This window comes from Pseudomonas sp. 2822-15, from assembly GCF_002742515.1.
Lineage (GTDB): Bacteria > Pseudomonadota > Gammaproteobacteria > Pseudomonadales > Pseudomonadaceae > Aquipseudomonas > Aquipseudomonas salomonii.
Map to the genome: position 1 here is coordinate 59,872 of NZ_LJRY01000256.1, position 21,100 is coordinate 80,971.

Below are 21,100 nucleotides of genomic sequence, written 5' to 3' on the forward strand. Positions count from 1 at the left end.
CAGTCGACGCGGTTAATCGACACCCTGGTTACCTAGATGTTACCGCTGATGTCGCCGCTTTCGCCGAACAAGCAAAGCCGGTAAGGTCGGCGCGTTCGTCTTCCTGCTCGGAGTTCTCCATGCCCGCCCCTGCTCTTTCTGGCCCGCAATACCTGCGTGAAGGCCTCAAACTGGTGTTGAGCCCTGGCCTGCGCCTGTTTGTGCTGCTGCCGTTGGCGATCAACCTGGTGCTGTTCGTCGGTTTGATCTATTTCGCCGGCCATCAGTTCAGCCTGTGGGTCGACACCTTGATGCCGACGCTACCCGGTTGGCTGAGTTTCCTCAGTTACATCCTGTGGCCCTTGTTTGTGGTACTGGTGGTGTTGATGGTGTTTTTCACCTTCACCATGCTGGCCAATATCATTGCCGCGCCGTTTAACGGTTTTCTCTCGGAGAAAGTCGAGGTAGTGGTGCGCGGCACCGATGACTTCCCCGCCTTCAGCTGGGGCGAGTTGATTGCCATGGTCCCGCGCACCCTGGCGCGGGAAATGCGCAAACTGGGTTACTTCCTGCCACGCGCCATCGGCCTGTTTATCCTGTCGTTCATTCCGGTGGTCAACCTGATCGCCGCGCCGCTGTGGCTGCTGTTCGGCGTGTGGATGATGGCGATCCAGTACATCGACTACCCGGCGGATAACCACAAGCTGGGCTGGAACGAAATGCTCGCCTGGCTGCGCCAGAAGCGCTGGCAAAGCATGAGCTTTGGCGGCATTGTTTATCTGGTGCTGCTGGTGCCGGTGGTCAACCTGCTGATGATGCCGGCGGCCGTGGCCGGGGCTACGCTGTTCTGGGTGCGGGAGCAAGGCGCCGAGGCGATGGTGCGGCAGGCGCCAGCCAAGTCATAAATCCATCATCCTAGCGTCACAATGACGACATGGCCCACGGTGACACTGTGGGTCATGACGACAGCCTCGCTCCACATCACCCTGATTACCGAAACCTTCCCGCCGGAAATCAATGGGGTGGCCAATACCCTTGGCCGCCTGTGTGAGGGTTTGCGCGCGCGTGGCCATCATGTCGAATTGGTACGCCCACGCCAGGGTGTCGACCAGAGCCGGCCCAGCGACGATGGATTACTGTTGTGTCGCGGCTGGCCACTGCCGGGTTACCCGGGGCTGCAATGGGGCCAGTCGTCGATGCACAAGTTGCTGCGGCGCTGGACACGCCAGCGCCCGGACGTGCTGTACATCGCCACTGAGGGGCCGCTGGGGCTGTCGGCGCTACGTGCGGCGCGGCGCCTGGGGATCAGCGTGGTCAGCGGATTTCACACCAACTTCCAGCAATACTCCAATCAATATGGCTTGAGCCTGCTCAGCCGCATGGTCACCCATTACTTGCGCTGGTTTCACAACCGCTCGACCCTAACCCTGGTGCCCAGCGCCAGCCAGCGCCTGGAGTTGGAGCGTCGCCACTTCGAGCGCCTGGGCATGTTGTCACGCGGCGTCGACAGCCAGTTGTTCCACCCCGCCAAACGCGATAACGCGTTGCGTGAAAGCTGGGCGCTCAACAACGACCAGATCGCCGTGTTGCATGTGGGCCGCCTGGCACAGGAAAAAAACCTGGGGCTGCTCAAGCGCTGCTTTGAAACCTTGCAGGACACCTACCCGCTGCGCCAGATGAAACTGATCATCGTCGGCGACGGCCCGCAGCGGGCGACGCTGGAAAAGGAACTGCCCGAGGCGATTTTCTGCGGCACCCTGCGCGGTGAAGAACTGGCGCGGCACTACGCGTCCGGCGATGTGTTCCTGTTCCCCAGCCTGACCGAAACCTTCGGCAACGTGGTGCTGGAAGCCATGGCCTCGGGACTGGGTGTGGTGGCGTACGACCAGGCCGCCGCGACCCAGCATATTCGCCATGGCTACAACGGCGTGCTGGCGATGCCAGGGGATGAGGATGCGTTTTGTGACGCTGCCAACTGGCTGCTGGAAGATGCCGAGAGTTTGCGCCGCATGCGCTTGAATGCTCGCCAGCATGCGAGCCGCCAGGGTTGGCCGGCGATTATCGAGCAGTTTGAGCGTCAATTGCGCGGGGTGTGCGGCGAGCGGACGGTGATTGCAGGGGAGTCGCGTTTGATCTGAGGCCAGTGTTGGGCGTTAGATCGCAATCGCGGGCAAGCCCGGCTCCCACATTGGAACGCATTTTCCTGTGGGAGCCGGTTGCCCGCGATGGCGTCGGAGCAGACGCTACACCAGGCTGGTCAACGCCTCACGACTGAACGGCAGAATGTCGCCCTCACGGCCTTCGCGCACTTTCACGGCCCAATCCGGGTCCACCAGCAGGGCACGGCCCACGGCAACCAGGTCGAACTCCTCGTTGTTCAGGCGCTCCAGCAGTTTTTCCAGGCTGGCCGGTTGGGCGACCATGTCGGTGTTGACCATGAACTGCAGGAACTCGCCATCCAGGCCCACACTGCCGACGGTGATGGTCGGCTTGCCGGTGAGCTGGCGGGTCCAGCCGGCCAGGTTGAGGTCGGAGCCTTCGAATTCCGGCTCCCAGAACCGACGTGTGGAGCAATGGAAAATATCCACACCGGCGTCGGATAACGGCTTAAGAAACTCACCCAGCGCCTCGGGGGTTTGCACCAGGCGCGCGGTGTAGTCCTGCTGCTTCCATTGAGAGAAGCGCAAGATGATCGGAAAGTCCGGGCCGACGGCGGCGCGGGTGGCCTGGATCAACTCGATGGCAAACCGCGAACGGTTGGCCAGGCTGCCGCCGTATTCGTCAGTGCGCTGGTTGCTGCCTTCCCAGAAAAACTGATCGACCAGATAGCCGTGGGCGCCGTGGATCTCCACGCCATCCATGCCGATGCGCTGGGCATCCTTGGCGGCTTGGGCGAAGGCGCTGATCACGTCCTTGATGTCTTGATGGGTCATGCCGTGAACGACGACAGTGCCGTCTTTGAGTTTCTCCATCGGGCCGTAGGCCGGCACGCTGGCGTCAGGCTCGGTGCCGATACGGCGCACGCTGCCCACGTGCCACAGCTGCGGGACGATCTTGCCGCCTTCGGCGTGTACGGCGTCGACCACTTTCTTCCAGCCGGCCAGCGCGGCCTCACCGTAAAAATGCGGGACGTTCGGGTAGCCATTGGAGGCCTGATGATCGACCACGGTGCCTTCGGTGATGATCAGGCCCACACCGGCGGCGGCGCGGCGACGGTAGTACTCGATGACTTTGGAATTGGGTACGCCGCCCGGTGAGAACGAACGGGTCATGGGCGCCATGACCACGCGGGAGGACAGTTGCAGTGCACCGAGCTGGAAGGGTTTGAACAGAGCTTGGACGGGCATTGGGGCACTCCACACAAGAGGGATTTATGATGCGGATAATATGAGCCGCGCAATGTACTGGGTAGCACTATTGATCTGGGTGATTAAGGGGTAAAAGCGGGACGCTGAACGTCCGGGGCGGCATTCCCACGCAGGGCGTGGGAACGATCAAGCTGCACCAAAGGTGTTCAGCTCAGGGCTTTTTCGATGGCCTGTACGATCGTCGGATCATCCGGTGCGGTGCGCGGCGAGAATCGCGCCAGTACACGACCGTCCTTGCCGAGCAGGAACTTCTCGAAATTCCAGGTGATATCACCAGGGAACTCAGCGCCCTCGCCCGCCAGCAGGCGATACAGCTGATGGCGATCGTGGCCGTTCACGTCAAGCTTGCTGCCCAACGGAAAGGTCACGCCGTAGTTCAGGCTGCAGAACGCCTGAATTTCCTCTTCGGTGCCCGGCTCCTGGCCTGCAAACTGGTTGCACGGCAGGCCAAGCACAGTAAACCCCTGGCCTTTGTACTGCTGATAAAGGTTTTCCAATGCCGCATATTGCGGGGTCAAACCACATTTGGAGGCCACGTTGACCACCAGCACCACTTGCCCCTTGAAGGGCGCCAGCGGCAGCTCTTGTCCGTCCAAAGCTTTGAGTTTCAGGTCGTGGAAAGCACTCATGACGAACTCCAGATATCCCATGTTCTTCGCGTTGCGGCTGTTCGAGATTACAGACCACAAGCCTGCAATCATAGACGCCGATTGAAAAACTCGCCCGCCGGTTACTGCGCGGTCGGCCAGGGCAAAATCGGAATCGCGGTGACCGCATTCTGCGGGCTGCCTTCGATCAGACGGTCGCTGTAGACCAGGTACACCAGGGTATTGCGCTTCTTGTCGAGGAAGCGCACCACCTGCATGGTCTTGAACACCAGCGAAGTACGCTCCTTGAACACTTCGTCGCCATCCTTGAGCTCGCCCTTGAAATGAATCGGGCCAACCTGACGGCAGGCAATCGACGCTTCAGCGCGGTCTTCGGCCAGGCCCAGGCCGCCTTTGACGCCGCCGGTCTTGGCACGCGACAGGTAACAGGTCACGCCGTCGACCTTGGGGTCATCAAACGCCTCGACCACTATGCGGTCGTTGGGGCCGACAAACTTGAACACCGTCGACACCTGGCCGATTTCTTCGGCCGAGGCCAGCAACGGCATGGCCAGCAGCAGGCCGAGCAATCCTTTCATGACACGCATCGTGTATTTCCTTTATTCAGACCAGGATCAGGTTATCGCGGTGAACCAGTTCCGGTTCGGCCATGTAACCCAAGAGTCCGACAATCGCGTCGGACGATTGTCCAATAATCTTCTGGGCTTCCAGTGCGCTGTAGTTGGCCAGGCCACGGGCGATCTCGCGACCATCGGGCGCCACACACACCACCATCTCGCCACGGCGGAAGCTGCCCTGCACCAACTTGACGCCGACCGGCAGCAGGCTCTTGTTGCCCTGGGACAAGGCTGACACAGCACCGTCGTCCAGAACCAGCGTGCCACGGGTTTGCAGATGACCGGCCAGCCACTGTTTGCGCGCCGCGAGCATGCCGCGTTCCGGCGACAGCAGCGTACCGATGCGCTCACCGGCCTTGAGGCGGTCCAGCACACGCTCCAGGCGCCCACCGACGATGATGGTGTGCGCGCCGGAACGCGCGGCCAGGCGTGCCGCACGCAGCTTGGTCTGCATGCCGCCACGGCCCAATGCACCGCCGACACTGCCGGCCACGGCGTCGAGCGCCGGGTCATCGGCGCGGGCTTCGTAGATAAGCTGGGCGTCGGGGTTGTTACGCGGGTCAGCGTCAAACATGCCGTCGCGGTCGGTGAGGATCACCAGCAGGTCGGCTTCCACCAGGTTGGCGACCAGCGCGGCCAGGGTGTCGTTATCACCGAAGCGGATTTCGTCGGTGACCACCGTGTCGTTCTCGTTGATCACCGGGATGACCTTGAGCTCAACCAGTGCGCGCAGGGTGCTGCGAGCATTGAGGTAACGCTTGCGGTCGGACAGGTCGTCGTGGGTCAGCAGGATTTGCGCCGTGTGGCGGCCGTGCTCGGCAAAGCTGGATTCCCAGGCTTGCACCAGGCCCATCTGACCGATGGCGGCGGCGGCTTGCAGTTCGTGCATCGCGCTGGGTCGCGCGGTCCAGCCGAGGCGGCTCATTCCGGCGGCAACGGCCCCGGACGAAACCAACACCAACTCAACACCGGCCTCATGCAAGGCCACCATCTGCTCGACCCAGACGCTCATCGCTGCGCGATCCAGACCTTTGCCATCCGCCGTCAGCAGCGCACTTCCGATCTTTACGACCCAGCGCTGCGCACCTGTCACTTTGCTCCGCATCATCTTCAACCTTAGATAGAGGGCCGCGCGACCCAGCGCTGGCCATAACGTTATATCCGGATACTAAAACGCCGCTCTGTAAGGAGCGGCGTTCAAGTTTACTGCAACGAATCAGTCGCGCACGTAAATGATTTCCGGACCGTCTTCATCATCCACGTCTTCTTCGTCCCAATCGTCGTCGCCGATGTCATGGACCGACTTCACGCCGCTGCGGCGCAGGGCACGCTGGTCGTCCAGAGCCTGCAACTGGGCGCGGGCTTCGTCTTCGATCTGCTGGTCGAGTTCGGCCAGTTCGGCCTTGAATACCGGGTCGGCCGCCAGGCGGTCGGCGCGGTCTTCGAGGTAGCGCATGATGTCGCGGGTCAGGCGCTCGGTGCCTTCTTTGGCGATGGCCGAGATCACATAGACCGGGCCTTCCCACTCCAGACGGTCAACGATTTCCTTGACGCGTTCTTCGTGCTCTTCTTCGAGGATCTGGTCGCACTTGTTCAGCACCAGCCAGCGGTCACGCTCGGCCAGGGCCGGGCTGAACTTGGTCAGCTCGCTGACGATCACTTCGGCGGCATCCGGTGCGCTGGTGTCATCCAGCGGCGCCATGTCGACGAGGTGCAGCAGCAAACGGGTACGCGACAAGTGCTTGAGGAAGCGAATCCCCAGGCCGGCACCGTCGGAAGCACCTTCGATCAAGCCGGGAATGTCGGCGATCACGAAGCTTTTCCAGCGGTCTACACTGACCACGCCCAGGTTTGGCACCAGGGTGGTGAACGGGTAGTCGGCGACTTTCGGCTTGGCGGCCGAGACCGAACGGATGAAGGTACTTTTACCGGCGTTCGGTAAGCCCAACAGGCCCACGTCTGCCAGTACTTTCATCTCCAGCTTGAGGTCACGCTGCTCGCCGGGCTTGCCCGGTGTGGTCTGGCGTGGCGCACGGTTGGTACTGGATTTGAATCGGGTGTTACCCAGACCGTGCCAGCCGCCCTGCACAACCATCAGCTTCTGGCCGGCCTTGGTCAGGTCGCCAATCACTTCCTGGGTGGCAGAGTCGATGATCGTGGTGCCGACCGGTACGCGCAGTACCAGGTCTTCGCCTTTTTTGCCGGTACAGTCGGTGCTGCCGCCGTTGGAACCACGCTCGGCATCGAAGTGCCGGGTGTAACGGTAGTCGACCAGGGTGTTGAGGTTTTCGTCGGCCATCATGTAGATGGAACCACCGTCACCGCCGTCACCGCCGTTTGGACCACCGTTTTCGATGAATTTTTCGCGACGGAAACTCATGCAACCGTTACCGCCGTCGCCTGCTTTTACTCGGATGGAAACTTCATCAACGAACTTCATAACAAAACGCCTCTCGTCGCATGGACGAGCTTAAGAAACCAAGACATAAGACTCTTGCAAAAATGAGCGCAGCGACCTCAGAAAACGACCGCACATCCAGCGCCTGAGCCCATCACAAACAGCTTTGCAAGAGACTCACTCCACAAACGAAAAAGCCCCGTCGCGAGACAGGGCTTTTCCAGCGATCGCGCAATTAAGCGGCGACAACGCTCACGTAACGGCGGTTGAACGCGCCTTTTACTTCAAACTTGATCACGCCTTCGATTTTAGCGAAGAGGGTGTGATCTTTACCCATGCCAACACCGTAACCGGCGTGGAATTGGGTGCCGCGCTGACGCACGATGATGTTGCCCGGAATGATTTTCTGGCCGCCATACATCTTAACGCCAAGGCGTTTGGCTTCTGAGTCGCGACCGTTACGGGTACTACCACCAGCTTTTTTGTGTGCCATGAGTCAATTCTCCTAGTGAGGAATTAGGCTGAAATTAAGCCTGAATACCGGTGATTTTGATCTCGGTGTACCACTGGCGGTGGCCCATACGCTTCATGTGGTGCTTACGACGACGGAACTTGATGATGCGGACTTTATCGTGACGACCTTGGGAGATCACTTCAGCCACAACGGTAGCGCCAGCAACAACTGGAGCGCCGATGTTCACGTCATCGCCATTAGCGACCAACAGAACGCGATCAAAGGTAACGGATTCGCCAGTAGCGACTTCCAGTTTTTCGATCTTCAGGTATTCACCTGGGGCGACCTTGTATTGCTTGCCACCAGTAACAATTACTGCGTACGACATGGTATTTCTCCGATAATCCTGCTCACCCAGCGCTTTATAAGAAAAGGTATTGGCTGGCATGGCTGCATGGGATGGACGTCCCGAATGCAATTGCGTAAGGCAGGTGCTGCCCAGGAAGTTCAGGGTGCGCGATTGTACGCAAGCTGTAGATGCCTTGCAAGGGGCCGCCAGTCGCCTTGAAAGCGTAGCGAGCGAAGGGAAGACAACGAAAAAACAGGCGAGGAAGCGGAGTTTACGGGTTGTAAATGAGCATTCCGAGCCTGTTTTTGACGCAGGATTGCGCGCGTAGAGCCGAAGGCTCCCAGCCTGCAGTAGCTTTCATGGTGACTGGGCGCGCCTTGACACTGCGGGGTCAGGGTCCTAGCATGCCGCGCAACCCTTCTGGAGCGACTGTCGCTGATGCAACCCCAAGCTTTCTACCGCGCGGTCGCGGACGATTTTAGCGCCGTCGACGGCATCATCAAGCAGCAGCTGACGTCTAAAGTGCCGCTGGTCTCCAAAATTGGCGACTACATTACGTCGGCGGGCGGTAAACGCCTGCGTCCTTTATTAGTGTTGCTGTGTGGCAAGGCACTGGGCCGCGAAGGCGATGACCTGCGCCTGCTGGCCGCCACTATCGAATTCCTGCACACCGCCACCCTGCTGCATGACGACGTGGTCGACATGTCCGGCATGCGCCGTGGCCGCGAGACGGCCAATGCAATGTGGGGCAATGCCCCCAGCGTACTGGTAGGCGACTTCCTGTACTCGCGCTCGTTCGAAATGATGGTCGAGCTGGGCTCGATGCCGGTGATGAAGATTCTTTCACAAGCCACGCGCATCATCGCCGAAGGCGAAGTGTTGCAGCTGTCCAAGGTCCGCGACGCCAGCACCACCGAAGAAACCTACATGGAAGTGATTCGCGGCAAAACCGCGATGCTCTTCGAAGCATCCACCCACAGCGCCGCCGCCCTCTGTGGCGCAACGGCCGAACAGGCCGAAGCCCTGCGCACCTTTGGTGATCACCTGGGCGTGGCATTCCAACTGGTCGACGATCTGCTCGACTATAAGGGTGACGCCGAAACCCTGGGCAAGAACGTCGGTGACGACCTGGCCGAGGGCAAGCCGACCTTGCCGCTGATCTACACCATGCGCGAAGGTACGCCGGAACAGGCCGCCCTGGTGCGCAAGGCGATCCAGAAAGGCGGGATTGAAGACCTCGAAGCTATCCGTGCAGCGGTAGAAGCCTCGGGTTCGCTGGAATACACCGCACAGTTGGCGCGCGACTATGTGGCTCGTGCCATCCAGTGCCTGGACGCCCTGCCGGCCAGCGAATACCGGGACGCCCTGGTTGAGCTGAGTGAGTTTGCGGTAGCCCGTACGCACTGAGCAATATCTGCGAGCGCAGGCTTGTGTGGGAGCTGGCTTGCCTGCGATAGCAGCACCTCGGTATCACTGACACACCGCGGTGCGTGCATCGCGGGCAAGCCCGGCTCCCACAAGGTTCCGAGGCGCCCCCCCCCCAAACCGCAATAAACCCTATATAATGTGCGACTTTTAGCCACCCTGACTCTCAAGGAGCTTTAGTGAGCACGTTGCCACCCTGCCCAAAATGCAATTCCGAGTACACCTACGAAGACGGCGCCCATCTGATCTGCCCGGAATGCGCCCACGAGTGGTCCGCCAATGGCGAGGCCGAAGTGGCGGGCGACGAAACCGTGAAGAAAGACTCTGTGGGCAATGTCCTGCAAGACGGCGACACCATTACCGTGATCAAGGACCTCAAGGTCAAGGGCACGTCACTGGTGGTCAAGGTCGGCACCAAGGTCAAGAACATCCGCCTGTGCGACGGCGACCACGATATCGATTGCAAGATCGACGGTATCGGCCCGATGAAACTCAAATCCGAGTTCGTGCGCAAAGTCTGAACCTGCTGCATCCATCCCGCGCCCGCCGCGGGGTGGCGTTTTGCCCTCCCTGCTGACCTGTCTCAATATCCACACAGAAAAACCAGGAAACCGCCAATAGGCACTTGCTATTCTACGAATAAGAATTATTCTCATTGAAACTTATCAAGGAGAACCATCATGACTTATTTGATAGATGCCTGGCTGGATCGCCCACACCCTTACCTGCGGATCCTGCATCGGGAAACCGGCGAAGTTTGTGCGGTGCTGGAAGAAGAAGCCTTGAGCGAACTGCAGGACCAGGGCGACCTGGACGTCAACGGCTTGAGTTCGAGTGAACCTGGGGTGCTGAAGGAGGTGGTGCGTAATCTGTTTCTGTTCTGCTATGCCAGAGCGTTGCGCCCGGCGACGGAGCTCAATGGCAAGTTCCACCCATGAACCACCGCGCAAAACCTGAATGCACCGGCTTCATGTGGGAGCCGGGCTTGCCCGCGATACAGGCGACTCGGTCAAACCCGCTACCGAGGTGATGCTATCGCAGGCAAGCCAGCTCCCACACAGAGCCAGGCGCAATCAACAGGTCTTACAGAACGTCGAGCAGCTCAACGTCGAACACCAGAACGCTGTGCGGCGGAATGCTGCCAACGCCTTGGGCGCCGTAAGCCAGTTCGCTCGGCACGTACAGGCGCCATTTGCTGCCGGCATTCATCAGTTGCAGGGCTTCGGTCCAGCCGGCGATCACGCCGCCCACCGGGAATTCTGCAGGCTGGCCGCGCTCGTAGGAGCTGTCGAACACAGTGCCGTCGATCAGGGTGCCGTGGTAGTGAGTACGCACCTGGTCTTCACGGGTCGGCTTGGCGCCGCTACCGGCAGTCAGCACTTCAAATTGCAGGCCGGAAGCCAGGGTGGTGATGCCATCACGCTTGGCGTTTTCAGCCAGGAACTCCAGGCCGGCGCCAGCAGCCGCTTCGGCCTTGGCTGCCGCTTCGGCTTGCATGATTTCACGGATCACTTTGAAGCTGGCCGCCATTTGCTCTTGATCAACACGGCTTGGCTTGCCGGCGAAGGCGTCGGTCAGGCCAGCCAGGATGGCGTCGATGCTCACGCCCGGTGGCGGGTTGTCGCGCAGTTGGTCGCCCAACTGACGGCCGATACCGTAGCTGACGCGGGTTTCGTCGGTGGACAGATTAACTTCGGACATGAAGAGGCTCCGCTGTAGGGCAGCACGGTTTCCCGTGCCATCCAGAACTAAAAGGGCCCGCAGACTAGCACACAAGAGCCGCCTCTGATCAGCCCCCGGCTGCCGCCTTCAGAGGATCCAACCTTGCAATAGCGACCCTTCGTCGCACCCGTAAGAAATGTATTTCAGAATCACCCCCCGCCGCCGATACAGCGCTACAAACTTTGGCTGGCTCAAACAACAACACCGTCCAGCAGACACACATCATTCTTGCGGAGCATTCGATGAATAGCTGGTTCGGCAACATCAGCGTCAACCTCAAACTCGGCCTGGGCTTTGGCCTGGTGCTGGTCCTCACCTCGATCCTGGCCCTGACCGGATGGACCAGCCTGGGCGGCTTGATCGACCGCAGTAACTGGATGAGCGACATCACCCAGCTCAACGCGTCCCTGACCAAACTGCGCATCGTGCGCCTGCAATACATGCTGGCCAATGGCGACGAAGCCGTGGCACAGAACGTCCAGACCAGCCTTGACGCCTTCGCCGCCCAGCAACAGAAACTGCTGGACAGCTTCAAGAGCCCGGAAAATCGCAAATTGCTCACCGAGCAGAAAGCCGTCATCACGGCTTACCAGCAGTCGCTGAACAAAATGCGTGAGGCCTACCGTAACGGCAATGCCGCGCGCCAAGTGATGGGCGACAAGGCCGACATCGCCAACGGGCAGATCGACGCACTGGAGACCGGCGTGCAGCAAGCGCCCGACAGCCCGGAGCGCTTCGCCCAGTACCAGGCTGTGACGCACGCCAAGGAAGAATTCCACCTGGCGCGCTATGAAGTGCGTGGCTACACCAACTCCCCCAGCGCAGAAACCGAAGCCCGCGCTGCGGCTCAAATCGAGAAAGCCATCAGTGGCTTGAAAGGCCTCAGCAGCGTATTTGTTTCAAGCCAACAAAGCGCACTGACGTCGCTGGAAACCGCACTTGGCGCCTATCGCAGCGCCGTACAGAGCTACAAGGCCGCCAACGCCAACATCGTCAGCGCCCGCGCCGAAATGACCACCCAGGGCGCCGATATCGTCACCATCAGCGACAAGCTGTACGACATTCAGCTCGATCGCCGTGACGCCGAAAGCACCCAGGCCCGCAGCCTGCAATTGATCAGCACCTTGCTGGCGTTGCTGGTCGGCATCATCGCGGCCCTGGTCATCACCCGCCAGATCACTCGTCCGATCCAGGACACCCTGGCCGTGGTGGAGCGTATCGCTTCCGGTGACCTGAGCCACAATATCCAGGTGACCCGCCGCGATGAACTCGGCGTATTGCAGCAAGGTATCCAGCGCATGGGCACCACCCTGCGCGAGCTGATCAGCGGTATTCGCGACGGCGTAACCCAGATCGCCAGCGCCGCCGAAGAACTCTCGGCCGTGACCGAGCAGACCAGTGCCGGCGTGAACAGCCAGAAGATCGAGACCGATCAAGTCGCCACCGCGATGCATGAAATGACTGCCACCGTGCAGGAAGTCGCGCGCAACGCCGAGCAAGCCTCGCTGGCCGCTGCCGACGCCGATGGTCAAGCCCGCGCCGGCGACAAAGTGGTGGCCGAGGCCATCGCCCAGATCGAACGCCTGGCCGCCGAAGTGGCACGCTCCACCGACGCGATGACGCACCTGCAACAAGAGAGCAACAAGATCGGCAGCGTGATGGACGTGATCAAGGCCGTGGCCGAACAGACCAACCTGTTGGCGCTCAACGCGGCGATTGAAGCGGCGCGTGCCGGTGAAGCCGGTCGTGGCTTTGCCGTGGTGGCTGACGAAGTGCGTGGCCTGGCCCAGCGCACACAAAAATCCACCGAAGAAATCGAAGGCCTGGTCGCCGGTTTGCAGAACGGCACCCAGCAAGTGGCCACGGTGATGAACAACAGCCGCAGCCTTACCGACAGCAGTGTCGAGCTGACGCGCAAGGCCGGTGTATCGCTGGAGAACATCACCCGTACCGTGTCGAATATTCAGTCGATGAACCAGCAGATTGCAGCGGCCGCCGAGCAACAGAGCGCCGTGGCTGAAGAGATCAGCCGCAGCATTGTGAACGTGCGCGATGTGTCGGAGCAGACCGCTACTGCGAGCGATGAGACGGCTAAATCGAGCGTGGAACTGGCGCGTTTGGGCAGCCAGTTGCAGCAGATGGTCAGTCATTTCCGGGTGTAAAAAACTAAAGCGAAAAAACCAAAAAGCCGCCTCGGTTCAAGCCGAGGCGGCTCCACTTCTCAGACCTTAAAGGTCATCGAAGCTGTCCCGCAGGAATACCCAGACGTGATAAACACGCAGGGCATTCACTACGAGGTTCCACGTACGTCGTGCAAACTTAGACATACTCGGCCCTCCTTGAGTTGGGCCTTACCTCCAGCGCACTTACCGGAACATGTGAGCCTTCGGACGCAGGTCGATGCGTCCTTTAAGGTGGCCGGGCTAATGGTCCTTCCGCATCAATCCGGCACGGATTACTAGCCCGTGGCGGTCGGTCCAGAATTCGTCCGCATACCCGGCTCACCTGAAAAGCAACAAACGCAGAACGGGGAGGATCCTAACCAACATTCCCGTCTAAGGTGTGTCAAACAGTGGTCAAATATCCAGTATCGACCGATAGATTCATTGCAAACTTTTACATTCAAACCTGGAACGAAAAAAGTGCCTGACATATCCATGCCGGCCATCGTTCAGTCTTGCGTGATGATATGACCGGCGGTAGTATCTGGCTGCAGGTCGATGCGTCTTTTGAGAGAGCAACCCCAGCTACTCACTGGGTTTGCAATAAAAAACCGCCCTACTAAGGCGGTTTTTTATTGCCTGCGATTTACCCCTCAGCCCTCGCCTTCCTCAACAAACACCAGCCGGTTCCCAAACGGGTCCTTGATGCTCATCTCCCGCGAGCCCCAAGGCGTTTCTTCAACCCCAGGCTTGGCATACCGGTAGTCCTTGACCAGCAACTGCTGCTGGTAGCCGTCCACGCCTTGTGCCTGAATCCGCACCGCCGAACCCGGCGAAGCATCGCCATGGTGTTCGGATAAATGCAGCACGCATTCGCCCAACGACACCTGTAGATACAACGGGAAATTCGCCTCGAAACGGTGTTGCCAGTCAACCTTGAACCCGAGGAAGTCGACGTAGAACTCCAACGCTTTAGCCTCGTCGAATATGCGCAAAATCGGGGTGACTTTTCCTAAGTGCATGGCAACCGCTCCGTGTATGAATGCGCCCACTATAGAGACGAAAACCCGCCACGCAAATCCCCATTGCGCGCGAGGAACAGCCCCGGTCGCTGACCATTGGCCTGCCCATCGCTATAACTCAGCACGCCATTGACCCACACACCATCAATCCCCTCGGCGGCGCGTTGCGGTTCTTTGAAATCCGCCACGTCACGCACGCGCAACGGGTCGAACAACACCAGGTCGGCCCAGTGCCCCTCACGAATTTCCCCGCGCTCGGCCAGGCCAAAACGCGCCGCCGACAACCCGGTCATTTTGTGCACCGCCGTGTGCAGTGGAAACAACCCCACATCGCGGCTGAAGTGCCCCAGCACCCGTGGGAACGCGCCCCACAAACGTGGATGGGGAAACGGGTCTTCCGGCAAACCATCCGACCCCACCATCGATAACGGATGCGCAAGAATACGCCGCACATCCGCCTCATCCATGCCGTAGTACACCGCCCCAGCCGGTTGCAGGCGACGTGCCGCATCCATCAGCGAAACGTCCCATTCGGCAGCGATGTCCTGCAAGTCGCGCCCGCCGACCTCCGGGTGCGGTGTTGACCAAGTGATAGTGATACGAAACGCGTCGGTGACCTGTTTCAAATCCAGCGTCGAGGAGCTGGCAGCATAGGGATAGCAATCACACCCGACCGGATGGGTTTTCGCCGCCAATTCCAACGATGCCAACAGTTGCGGACTGCGCCCCCAATTGCCCGCACCGGCACACTTGAGGTGGGAAATGATCACCGGTACCTGCGCATGTCGGCCAATCAGAAACGCCTCGTCCATCGCCTCCAGCACCGGTTCGAATTCGCTGCGCAAATGCGTGGTGTACACCGCACCAAACGCCGTGAGTTCTTCACTGAGCTGCAGCACTTCATCGGTATCGGCGTTGAACGCGCTGGCGTAGGCCAGGCCTGTGGATAAACCGAGGGCACCCGCCTGCAGACTCTCCTGCAACTGCACGCGCATGGCGGCAATTTCGCCGGGGGTGGCGGTGCGATGCAGGTCGTCCATATGATTGCTGCGCAAGGCGGTGTGGCCGATCAATGCGGCTACGTTGACCGCCGGATGGGCCCGCTCCACCGCCGCGCGATAGTCGGCAAAACGTGGATAGGCGAATGCTTCACGCGCCCCCAGCAGGTTCATCGGGTCGGGCGGATCATTGCGCAAACTCACTGGCGATGCACTGATGCCGCAGTTGCCGACAATCACCGTGGTCACGCCCTGGCTGAGCTTGGGCAGCATCTGCGGATGGCGGATCACCACCGTGTCATCGTGGGTGTGCACGTCGATAAAACCCGGCGCCAACACGCGGCCACTGGCGTCGATTTCCTGCTCACCGGTTGCGCTCGACAAATCGCCAATGCGCTCGATGCGCCCGGCGCGCAGCCCCACATCGGCGACATAGCCCGGCGTGTTGCTGCCATCAATGATCAACGCCTGGCGGATCAGCGTGTCGTACTTCATATCAGTCTCCAAGCGGCAGGCTGTCGGGGCCGCCGCGATAATCGTCGAGGGCCAGCTTGATCCGGCGCAGGCGTTCCTGGTTGTCGTCCGGCCGGGCCAGCGCCAGCTCGGTGGCGAGCAGGTCGATGGCCAACAGCATGCCGTAGCGCGCCGCAGTGGGCTTGTAGATAAAACTGGTTTCGGCCGGTTGCAGCGGCAGCAGTACGTCCGCCAATTCGGCCAGAGGGGAGTCGGCCAGGGTGATGGCGATGATGGGCGCATCGTAGCTACGCGCCAGTTTCACCACGTCCAACAGTTCTGGCGTCAGCCCGGTGAGCGAGCACACGATCAACGCCTGCTCCGGGCCTGAAGTGGCCGCCGTGACCCGCATCATCACCGGATCATGGCTGGCGGCAATCGGGTAGCCCAGACGCACCAGGCGCACCTGCAATTCGTCGCTGCACAGGCTCGATGGGCCGCCCATGCCGAACGCGTGAATCATCCGCGCCTTGCCCAACAGGCCGACCGCATCAACAAAACTGGCCTGGTTAAACCCCGACAGGTGCTGACGCAATGTCGCTTCGATATCCCCCAGAATCTGCCGGTGAAACGCCGACTGCTCCGGCAACCCGGCCGGGTCAAGGAAGCGACTGCCCACGCCACTGGCCTGGGCGAGTTGCAGGCGCAAATCGCGTAGATCGCGGCAACCGACGCTGCGGGCAAACCGCGACAAGGTTGCCGTGCTGACCTCGGCCCGTTGCGACAACGCTTCCAGACTGGCCGACGCGGCAAAGCCCACGTCATCGAGCATCAGCTTGGCGATACGGCCTTCACCGGCGCTGAACGAATCCTGACGGGCGCGGATCTGGTAGAGGATGTCCATCGGCTTGGCTCCGGGTTACAAAACAAGGCTTATAAAACAAGAGAAAGGCCGTAAGTCAGACCGAACGCGACCACCGAAATCAAAGTCTCCAACACTGTCCAGGTCTTGAAGGTCTGGATCACCGTCATATTGAAGTATTCCTTGATCAGCCAGAAGCCGCCGTCGTTGACGTGGGAAAAGATCACCGAACCCGCACCGGTCGCCAGCACCAGCAGTTCAGGGTGTGGATAACCCAGTCCCAAGGCAACGGGCGCGACCACACCCGAGGCGGTGGTCATGGCCACAGTGGCCGAGCCGGTGGCGATGCGCATCAACGCGGCAAACAACCAACCCATCACCAACGGCGACAGCTGGAAGGCATGCGCCAGGCCAAGAATCTCATGGGTCACGCCCGCGTCCACCAGGATGCGGTTCAAGCCGCCGCCCGCGCCCACCAGCAAGGTGATGCTGGCGGTCGGCGCCAGGCACTCATTGGTGAACTTGAGGATCGCTTCGCGGTTGAAGCCCTGGGCCAGGCCCAGGGTCCAGAAGCTCACCAGCGTGGCGACCAGCAGCGCAATCACCGAGTTGCCGATAAACAGCAGGAATTGGTTGAAGCCAGTGCCCGGCGTGGAAATCACGTTGGCCCAACCGCCGATCATCATCAGCACCACCGGAAGCAGGATGGTGCCCATGGTCAGGGCGAAACTTGGCAAACGTGTACGCGGCTCGCGCTCGATAAACTGGCGTTCCAACGGGCTTTCCGCCGGCAAGTGGATGCGCGGCACGATGAACTTGGCATACACGGGGCCGGCGATGATCGCCGTGGGAATGCCGATCAGAATCGCGTAAAGCACGGTCTGCCCCACCGACGCGTTATAGGCCAGCACCGCCATCATCGCCGCCGGGTGTGGCGGCACCAGCGCGTGTACCACCGACAGACCGGCGACCATCGGCAAGCCGACCATCAGGATCGACACGCCCACGCGCCGCGCCACGGTAAAGGCGATCGGCACCAGCAACACAAAACCGACCTCGAAAAACAGCGGCAGCCCCACCAGGAACGCAATACACACCATCGCCCAATGGGCGTTGCGCTCGCCGAAACGGTTGATCAGCGTACGCGCCACCTGCTCGGCACCGCCGGATTCGGCCATCATCTTGCCAAGCATGGTGCCCAGCGCCACCACCAGGGCGATATGCCCAAGGGTCTTGCCGACGCCCGCCTCATACGAGCCCATGATGGTGTCCGCCGGCATGCCGGCCATCAAAGCCAGGCCGATGGACACCAACGTGATGACGATAAACGGGTTGAGTCGGTAACGTGCAATCAGCACGATCAATGCAATGATGGCGATGGCAGCGTATGCCAACAGCCCAAAGCCCAGTGGTGCGGCCATGCGGTACTCCTTGGAAAGGGTCACGTCGAAATGGTTGTGAAACTCATAAATCATTACCGGGTTGGATTTTCAATTTTTGTGAAAGTCATTTTCGCCCACGGACAAGCGCTGTCGCTTTGGGATATGCCCAACGCCAGCGGATGAAAATTCGGGGGGTGTTCTTACACGAAGTTTTGTGCGCGTGGAAACTCAGCTACCAGGGCCGAGTCTCAGATGGCAGCCCTACTCACAACCAGGAAAACCGACAATGAAGCGCAAGACCCTGCTTGTTCCTTTCGCCGCCAGCGCACTGCTGCTGGCCTTTTGCGGCAGCGCCTCGGCCGATGACAGCCCGGCGCTGAAAAAATGCCTGGATGGCGCCAACACCACAGCGGATATGGTTGCTTGCAACGCCACCGAAGCCAAGATCCAGGATGCGCGCCTGAACAAGGCCTACAAAGCCGTCCTTGCCCTTCAGGAAGGCAAACAAAAGCAGCAACTGCAGGACGTGCAGCGCCTGTGGATCAAGTACCGGGACGCCAACTGCGGCTTCATCGGCTCAGCGACCGGCGGCACCATCGATCAGGTCAATGGCATCGGCTGCATGCTGGACATGACCCAGACCCGCGCCCAGGAACTGGAAAACATGCTGCCGCTGTAATCAGTCGTGATGCACGCGGGCGCGCTTGAGCAGCTTCTTGCAGCGCTCCGACAAATGCAGCACGCGCACATGCTTGCCGGCCTTGGTATAGCGCTCGCGCAGGGTCATCAACGCAGCAATCGCCGAGTAGTCGACAAAGCTCAGGTGACGACAATCGAGCGTCACCTGGGCCGGGTCGTTGGCCGGGTCGAACTGGTTCAAGAACGGCGTGGTCGAGGCAAAGAACAGCGTGCCGTGCAGGCGATACAGCTTGCTGCCGTCGGCTTCCAGATGCTCATCGGCATACAACTCACGGGCCTGTTGCCAGGCGAAGTTCAGCGCCGCAATCACGATGCCGCACAGCACGGCGGTGGCCAGGTCGGTGAACACGGTAATCACCGTTACCGCAATAATCACCAGCACGTCATTGACCGGCACCTTGTTGATCACCCGCAGCGACGCCCAGGCGAAGGTCTGCTGGGACACCACGAACATCACCCCCACCAGCGCCGCCAGCGGAATGCGCTCGATCAGCGGCGACAGAAACAAAATGAACAACAGGATCATCACCCCGGCAAACACCCCGGAGAAACGCCCGCGCCCGCCGGAGCTTAAGTTGATCACGGTTTGCCCGATCATCGCGCAACCGCCCATGCCGCCAAACAGGCCCGAGACCATATTCGCCGCGCCCAGGGCCACGCTTTCACGGTCGGGGTAGCCACGGGTTTCGGTGATTTCGTCGGTAAGGTTCAGGGTCAGCAGGGTTTCCAGGAGGCCAACCATCGCCATCAGGAACGCGTAGGGCGCGATGATGCCGAGGGTTTCCAGGGTCCAGGGGATCTGCGGCAACGCGAAGGTCGGCAGGCCGCCGGCGATGTGGGCCATATCGCCCAACGTACGGGTGGGCAAGCCCAACACGTACACCGCCAGCCCGACGCCCAAAATCGCCACCAGCGCGGGCGGCACGGCGCGGGTCAGGCGTGGCAGCAGGTAGACAATCGCCATGGTGGCCGCCACCAGCCCGGTCATCACGTACAACGGCGTGCCGCTCAGCCAGGTTTCACCGCTTTTGAAATGCTCCAGCTGTGCCAGCGCAATGATGATCGCCAGGCCGTTGACGAACCCGAGCATCACCGAGTGCGGCACCATGCGCACCAGTTTGCCCAGCCGTAACAGGCCGAACGCGACCATGATCAGCCCGCCCAGCAGCACGGTCGCGAGCAAATACTCCACGCCGTGTTGCACCACCAGCGCCACGATCACCACCGCCATCGAACCCGCCGCGCCCGAGACCATGCCCGGCCGGCCGCCGAACAAGGCCGTGAGCGTGCAGATGATAAAGGCGCCGTAGAGACCCATCAGCGGGTTGAGGTGGGCCACCAGGGCAAAGGCGATGCATTCGGGTAGCAGCGCGAAAGACGTGGTGAGGCCGGCCAGGGCATCGGCGCGCAGACGGGTGAGGTTCATGAGTTACCAGGGAGTAGCGAGGGATATGGCGGGGGATGGTACGGAATTGCGGCGGGGGGGGCTAGTAATGTGTAACAACACATGAACCGAGTCGCCTTCATCGCAGGCAAGCCAGCTCCCACATTTTGAATTGCGAATCCATTCAAGTGTGGGAGCTGGCTTGCCTGCGATGGCAGCGCCAAGATGCTAAGCGAACATCACACCATCTCGTGACGAATCCACTCCACCACCGAGGTGCGCTTCGGCGCCCAGCCCAACAACTCACGTGCATGCTTGCCACGCACGCGGCTGTTGGAGCCCAGGCCATAGTTGGCCATTTCATAACCCCACTCTGCCTCAGCCTCGGCCAACGGCCAGTCCTGCGGCTCGCCCAGGTTCAGCGCTTGGGCAATCGCGGTGGTCATGTCGACAAATGCCGCTTCGCCGCTTTCCACAAAGTAGAACGTGCCCGGGACGTTTTTGGTCAGCGCCAGCAGATACAGGGCCACCACGTCTTCAATGTGTACGTTGGACCAGATGTTCTGGCCGGTGCCCACATGCCGTACCACACCACTTTTGCGCGCTTGCTTGAGCAGTCGCGGCAACTGCACGCTGTCACGCTTCACGCCCAGGCTGTGACCGTAGATCAGGGTGTTGCAGATCACCGCCGAGTTCACGCCGTCTTTGGCCGCTGCCAGGACCAGGTTGTCGATGGCCACGCGCGCGGCCTTATCGACGGTCGGCTCCGGCAGGTTGTCTTCAACGTAGATGACATCGCTGGCTTTACCGCCCGACGCATCACCGACAATGCTCGAACCGCTGGTGTGCAGGAACGGCTTGTTTGAACCTTTCAAGGCGGCCAGCAAGGTTTCGACGGCAGCACGATGGTCGCTGCTGGCGGCGTTTATTACCGCGTCGGCCTGTTGCGCCTGCGCGGTCAACACGGCGGCGTCATCCAGCGTGCCGATCACGGGCGTGATGCCCAGGGCAGTCATTTCAGCCGCTTGCTCGGCGCTGCGCACCAGGCCGGTGACCGTGTGGCCGGCCTTGACCAGGCCGGTGGCGATGGAGCCGCCGATAAACCCTGCTGCGCCGGTGACGAATACATTCATGGAGGTTGCTCCTGACGGGGTAAGTGATGGGCCCAGTATCAAGCAGTCATTTGCGCCGAATAAGCCCATGTTGCCCAATTCAATC

20 protein-coding genes and 2 pseudogenes are annotated in these 21,100 nt (G+C 60.6%); 8 read left to right on the forward strand and 14 right to left on the reverse strand.

Translation table 11 applies throughout. The features are described from left to right. Nucleotides 1-119 precede the first annotated feature (119 nt). Nucleotides 120-884, forward strand: a complete 765-nt coding sequence (cysZ, locus tag AOA59_RS26815; protein ID WP_099489658.1) for a sulfate transporter CysZ — start codon at nucleotides 120-122, stop codon at nucleotides 882-884. Between the two features lie 54 nt (nucleotides 885-938). After that, nucleotides 939-2,117 carry a glycosyltransferase family 1 protein gene (locus AOA59_RS26820; protein ID WP_065930528.1) on the forward strand — a complete coding sequence of 393 codons (1,179 nt, stop codon included), beginning with the start codon at nucleotides 939-941 and terminating at the stop codon, nucleotides 2,115-2,117. A gap of 105 nt (nucleotides 2,118-2,222) precedes the next feature. Here the strand turns inward: AOA59_RS26820 and AOA59_RS26825 are convergent, their stop codons facing one another. The 7 genes from AOA59_RS26825 to rplU all read right to left on the reverse strand — a co-directional run bounded on the left by AOA59_RS26825 (nucleotide 2,223) and on the right by rplU (nucleotide 7,812). Beyond that, complete coding sequence (locus AOA59_RS26825) at nucleotides 2,223-3,326, reverse strand: NADH:flavin oxidoreductase (protein WP_099489659.1); 1,104 nt, start codon at nucleotides 3,324-3,326, stop codon at nucleotides 2,223-2,225. 167 nt (nucleotides 3,327-3,493) lie between these two features. Then, nucleotides 3,494-3,976, reverse strand: a complete 483-nt coding sequence (locus tag AOA59_RS26830; RefSeq protein ID WP_065930526.1) for a glutathione peroxidase — start codon at nucleotides 3,974-3,976, stop codon at nucleotides 3,494-3,496. 101 nt (nucleotides 3,977-4,077) lie between these two features. After that, entirely contained in the window at nucleotides 4,078-4,542 is a 465-nt protein-coding gene (locus AOA59_RS26835; protein ID WP_017137940.1) for a CreA family protein, read from the reverse strand. A gap of 16 nt (nucleotides 4,543-4,558) precedes the next feature. After that, nucleotides 4,559-5,677 carry a glutamate 5-kinase gene (gene proB / locus AOA59_RS26840; RefSeq protein WP_026013771.1) on the reverse strand — a complete coding sequence of 373 codons (1,119 nt, stop codon included), beginning with the start codon at nucleotides 5,675-5,677 and terminating at the stop codon, nucleotides 4,559-4,561. A gap of 111 nt (nucleotides 5,678-5,788) precedes the next feature. Then, entirely contained in the window at nucleotides 5,789-7,012 is a 1,224-nt protein-coding gene (gene cgtA / locus AOA59_RS26845; protein WP_016976186.1) for an Obg family GTPase CgtA, read from the reverse strand. A gap of 193 nt (nucleotides 7,013-7,205) precedes the next feature. Further along, on the reverse strand, nucleotides 7,206-7,463 hold the full coding sequence (gene rpmA, locus AOA59_RS26850) for a 50S ribosomal protein L27 (RefSeq protein WP_003176049.1): 258 nt from the start codon (nucleotides 7,461-7,463) through the stop codon (nucleotides 7,206-7,208). A gap of 34 nt (nucleotides 7,464-7,497) precedes the next feature. Beyond that, nucleotides 7,498-7,812, reverse strand: coding sequence for a 50S ribosomal protein L21 (gene rplU, locus AOA59_RS26855; RefSeq protein WP_007950961.1), 315 nt, complete (start codon nucleotides 7,810-7,812; stop codon nucleotides 7,498-7,500). A gap of 399 nt (nucleotides 7,813-8,211) precedes the next feature. On the opposite strand from rplU, the gene AOA59_RS26860 reads away from it, so the two are divergent. The 3 genes from AOA59_RS26860 (at nucleotide 8,212) to AOA59_RS26875 (ending at nucleotide 10,136) form a co-directional block, all read left to right on the forward strand. After that, nucleotides 8,212-9,180, forward strand: a complete 969-nt coding sequence (locus AOA59_RS26860; RefSeq protein WP_056858342.1) for a polyprenyl synthetase family protein — start codon at nucleotides 8,212-8,214, stop codon at nucleotides 9,178-9,180. A 197-nt stretch (nucleotides 9,181-9,377) separates the two neighbouring features. After that, a complete protein-coding gene (locus tag AOA59_RS26870) occupies nucleotides 9,378-9,719 on the forward strand; it encodes a zinc ribbon domain-containing protein YjdM (protein ID WP_099489661.1) in 342 nt (113 codons plus the stop codon). A 159-nt stretch (nucleotides 9,720-9,878) separates the two neighbouring features. Then, nucleotides 9,879-10,136: a hypothetical protein gene (locus AOA59_RS26875; protein ID WP_056858344.1), complete on the forward strand. Its 258-nt coding sequence runs from the start codon at nucleotides 9,879-9,881 to the stop codon at nucleotides 10,134-10,136. A 145-nt stretch (nucleotides 10,137-10,281) separates the two neighbouring features. Here the strand turns inward: AOA59_RS26875 and AOA59_RS26880 are convergent, their stop codons facing one another. After that, a complete protein-coding gene (locus tag AOA59_RS26880; protein WP_099489662.1) occupies nucleotides 10,282-10,899 on the reverse strand; it encodes an FKBP-type peptidyl-prolyl cis-trans isomerase in 618 nt (205 codons plus the stop codon). Between the two features lie 263 nt (nucleotides 10,900-11,162). On the opposite strand from AOA59_RS26880, the pseudogene AOA59_RS33630 reads away from it, so the two are divergent. Together AOA59_RS33630 and AOA59_RS33635 are read left to right on the forward strand one after the other, a co-directional pair. Further along, a pseudogene (locus tag AOA59_RS33630) lies at nucleotides 11,163-12,179 on the forward strand (methyl-accepting chemotaxis protein); the annotation flags it as partial. Nucleotides 12,180-12,488: 309 nt separating this feature from the next. Beyond that, nucleotides 12,489-13,082: pseudogene (locus tag AOA59_RS33635) on the forward strand (methyl-accepting chemotaxis protein); the annotation flags it as partial. Nucleotides 13,083-13,735: 653 nt separating this feature from the next. Here AOA59_RS33635 and AOA59_RS26890 read toward each other — a convergent pair. Genes AOA59_RS26890 through AOA59_RS26905 form a run of 4 tightly spaced genes read right to left on the reverse strand, consistent with a single transcriptional unit; the run spans nucleotide 13,736 to nucleotide 17,892 of the window. Next, nucleotides 13,736-14,104, reverse strand: a complete 369-nt coding sequence (locus AOA59_RS26890; protein WP_099489664.1) for a glyoxalase superfamily protein — start codon at nucleotides 14,102-14,104, stop codon at nucleotides 13,736-13,738. A 29-nt stretch (nucleotides 14,105-14,133) separates the two neighbouring features. Then, nucleotides 14,134-15,597, reverse strand: a complete 1,464-nt coding sequence (locus tag AOA59_RS26895) for an amidohydrolase family protein (RefSeq protein ID WP_099489665.1) — start codon at nucleotides 15,595-15,597, stop codon at nucleotides 14,134-14,136. A 1-nt stretch (nucleotide 15,598) separates the two neighbouring features. Next, nucleotides 15,599-16,459, reverse strand: a complete 861-nt coding sequence (locus tag AOA59_RS26900) for a MurR/RpiR family transcriptional regulator (RefSeq protein ID WP_099489666.1) — start codon at nucleotides 16,457-16,459, stop codon at nucleotides 15,599-15,601. Nucleotides 16,460-16,488: 29 nt separating this feature from the next. Next, nucleotides 16,489-17,892: a gluconate:H+ symporter gene (locus AOA59_RS26905; RefSeq protein WP_099489667.1), complete on the reverse strand. Its 1,404-nt coding sequence runs from the start codon at nucleotides 17,890-17,892 to the stop codon at nucleotides 16,489-16,491. A gap of 193 nt (nucleotides 17,893-18,085) precedes the next feature. On the opposite strand from AOA59_RS26905, the gene AOA59_RS26910 reads away from it, so the two are divergent. Continuing rightward, a complete protein-coding gene (locus tag AOA59_RS26910) occupies nucleotides 18,086-18,478 on the forward strand; it encodes a lysozyme inhibitor LprI family protein (protein ID WP_056858351.1) in 393 nt (130 codons plus the stop codon). Here AOA59_RS26910 and AOA59_RS26915 read toward each other — a convergent pair whose 3' ends face one another. Further along, a complete protein-coding gene (locus tag AOA59_RS26915) occupies nucleotides 18,479-19,924 on the reverse strand; it encodes a SulP family inorganic anion transporter (protein ID WP_069788217.1) in 1,446 nt (481 codons plus the stop codon). 197 nt (nucleotides 19,925-20,121) lie between these two features. Further along, nucleotides 20,122-21,015 (reverse strand): NAD-dependent epimerase/dehydratase family protein, encoded by an 894-nt coding sequence (locus tag AOA59_RS26920; protein ID WP_099489668.1) that lies wholly within the window; start codon nucleotides 21,013-21,015, stop codon nucleotides 20,122-20,124. Nucleotides 21,016-21,100: the final 85 nt, after the last annotated feature.

What these genes read in the sequence shown, in the direction of transcription:
- cysZ (WP_099489658.1), top strand. Translation starts at nt 120, where the DNA reads ATGCCCGCCCCTGCTCTTTCTGGCCCGCAATACCTGCGTGAAGGCCTC.
- AOA59_RS26820 (WP_065930528.1), top strand. Translation starts at nt 939, where the DNA reads ATGACGACAGCCTCGCTCCACATCACCCTGATTACCGAAACCTTCCCG.
- AOA59_RS26825 (WP_099489659.1), bottom strand. Translation starts at nt 3,326, where the DNA reads ATGCCCGTCCAAGCTCTGTTCAAACCCTTCCAGCTCGGTGCACTGCAA.
- AOA59_RS26830 (WP_065930526.1), bottom strand. Translation starts at nt 3,976, where the DNA reads ATGAGTGCTTTCCACGACCTGAAACTCAAAGCTTTGGACGGACAAGAG.
- AOA59_RS26835 (WP_017137940.1), bottom strand. Translation starts at nt 4,542, where the DNA reads ATGCGTGTCATGAAAGGATTGCTCGGCCTGCTGCTGGCCATGCCGTTG.
- proB (WP_026013771.1), bottom strand. Translation starts at nt 5,677, where the DNA reads ATGCGGAGCAAAGTGACAGGTGCGCAGCGCTGGGTCGTAAAGATCGGA.
- cgtA (WP_016976186.1), bottom strand. Translation starts at nt 7,012, where the DNA reads ATGAAGTTCGTTGATGAAGTTTCCATCCGAGTAAAAGCAGGCGACGGC.
- rpmA (WP_003176049.1), bottom strand. Translation starts at nt 7,463, where the DNA reads ATGGCACACAAAAAAGCTGGTGGTAGTACCCGTAACGGTCGCGACTCA.
- rplU (WP_007950961.1), bottom strand. Translation starts at nt 7,812, where the DNA reads ATGTCGTACGCAGTAATTGTTACTGGTGGCAAGCAATACAAGGTCGCC.
- AOA59_RS26860 (WP_056858342.1), top strand. Translation starts at nt 8,212, where the DNA reads ATGCAACCCCAAGCTTTCTACCGCGCGGTCGCGGACGATTTTAGCGCC.
- AOA59_RS26875 (WP_056858344.1), top strand. Translation starts at nt 9,879, where the DNA reads ATGACTTATTTGATAGATGCCTGGCTGGATCGCCCACACCCTTACCTG.
- AOA59_RS26880 (WP_099489662.1), bottom strand. Translation starts at nt 10,899, where the DNA reads ATGTCCGAAGTTAATCTGTCCACCGACGAAACCCGCGTCAGCTACGGT.
- AOA59_RS26890 (WP_099489664.1), bottom strand. Translation starts at nt 14,104, where the DNA reads ATGCACTTAGGAAAAGTCACCCCGATTTTGCGCATATTCGACGAGGCT.
- AOA59_RS26895 (WP_099489665.1), bottom strand. Translation starts at nt 15,597, where the DNA reads ATGAAGTACGACACGCTGATCCGCCAGGCGTTGATCATTGATGGCAGC.
- AOA59_RS26900 (WP_099489666.1), bottom strand. Translation starts at nt 16,459, where the DNA reads ATGGACATCCTCTACCAGATCCGCGCCCGTCAGGATTCGTTCAGCGCC.
- AOA59_RS26905 (WP_099489667.1), bottom strand. Translation starts at nt 17,892, where the DNA reads ATGATTTATGAGTTTCACAACCATTTCGACGTGACCCTTTCCAAGGAG.
- AOA59_RS26910 (WP_056858351.1), top strand. Translation starts at nt 18,086, where the DNA reads ATGAAGCGCAAGACCCTGCTTGTTCCTTTCGCCGCCAGCGCACTGCTG.
- AOA59_RS26915 (WP_069788217.1), bottom strand. Translation starts at nt 19,924, where the DNA reads ATGAACCTCACCCGTCTGCGCGCCGATGCCCTGGCCGGCCTCACCACG.
- AOA59_RS26920 (WP_099489668.1), bottom strand. Translation starts at nt 21,015, where the DNA reads ATGAATGTATTCGTCACCGGCGCAGCAGGGTTTATCGGCGGCTCCATC.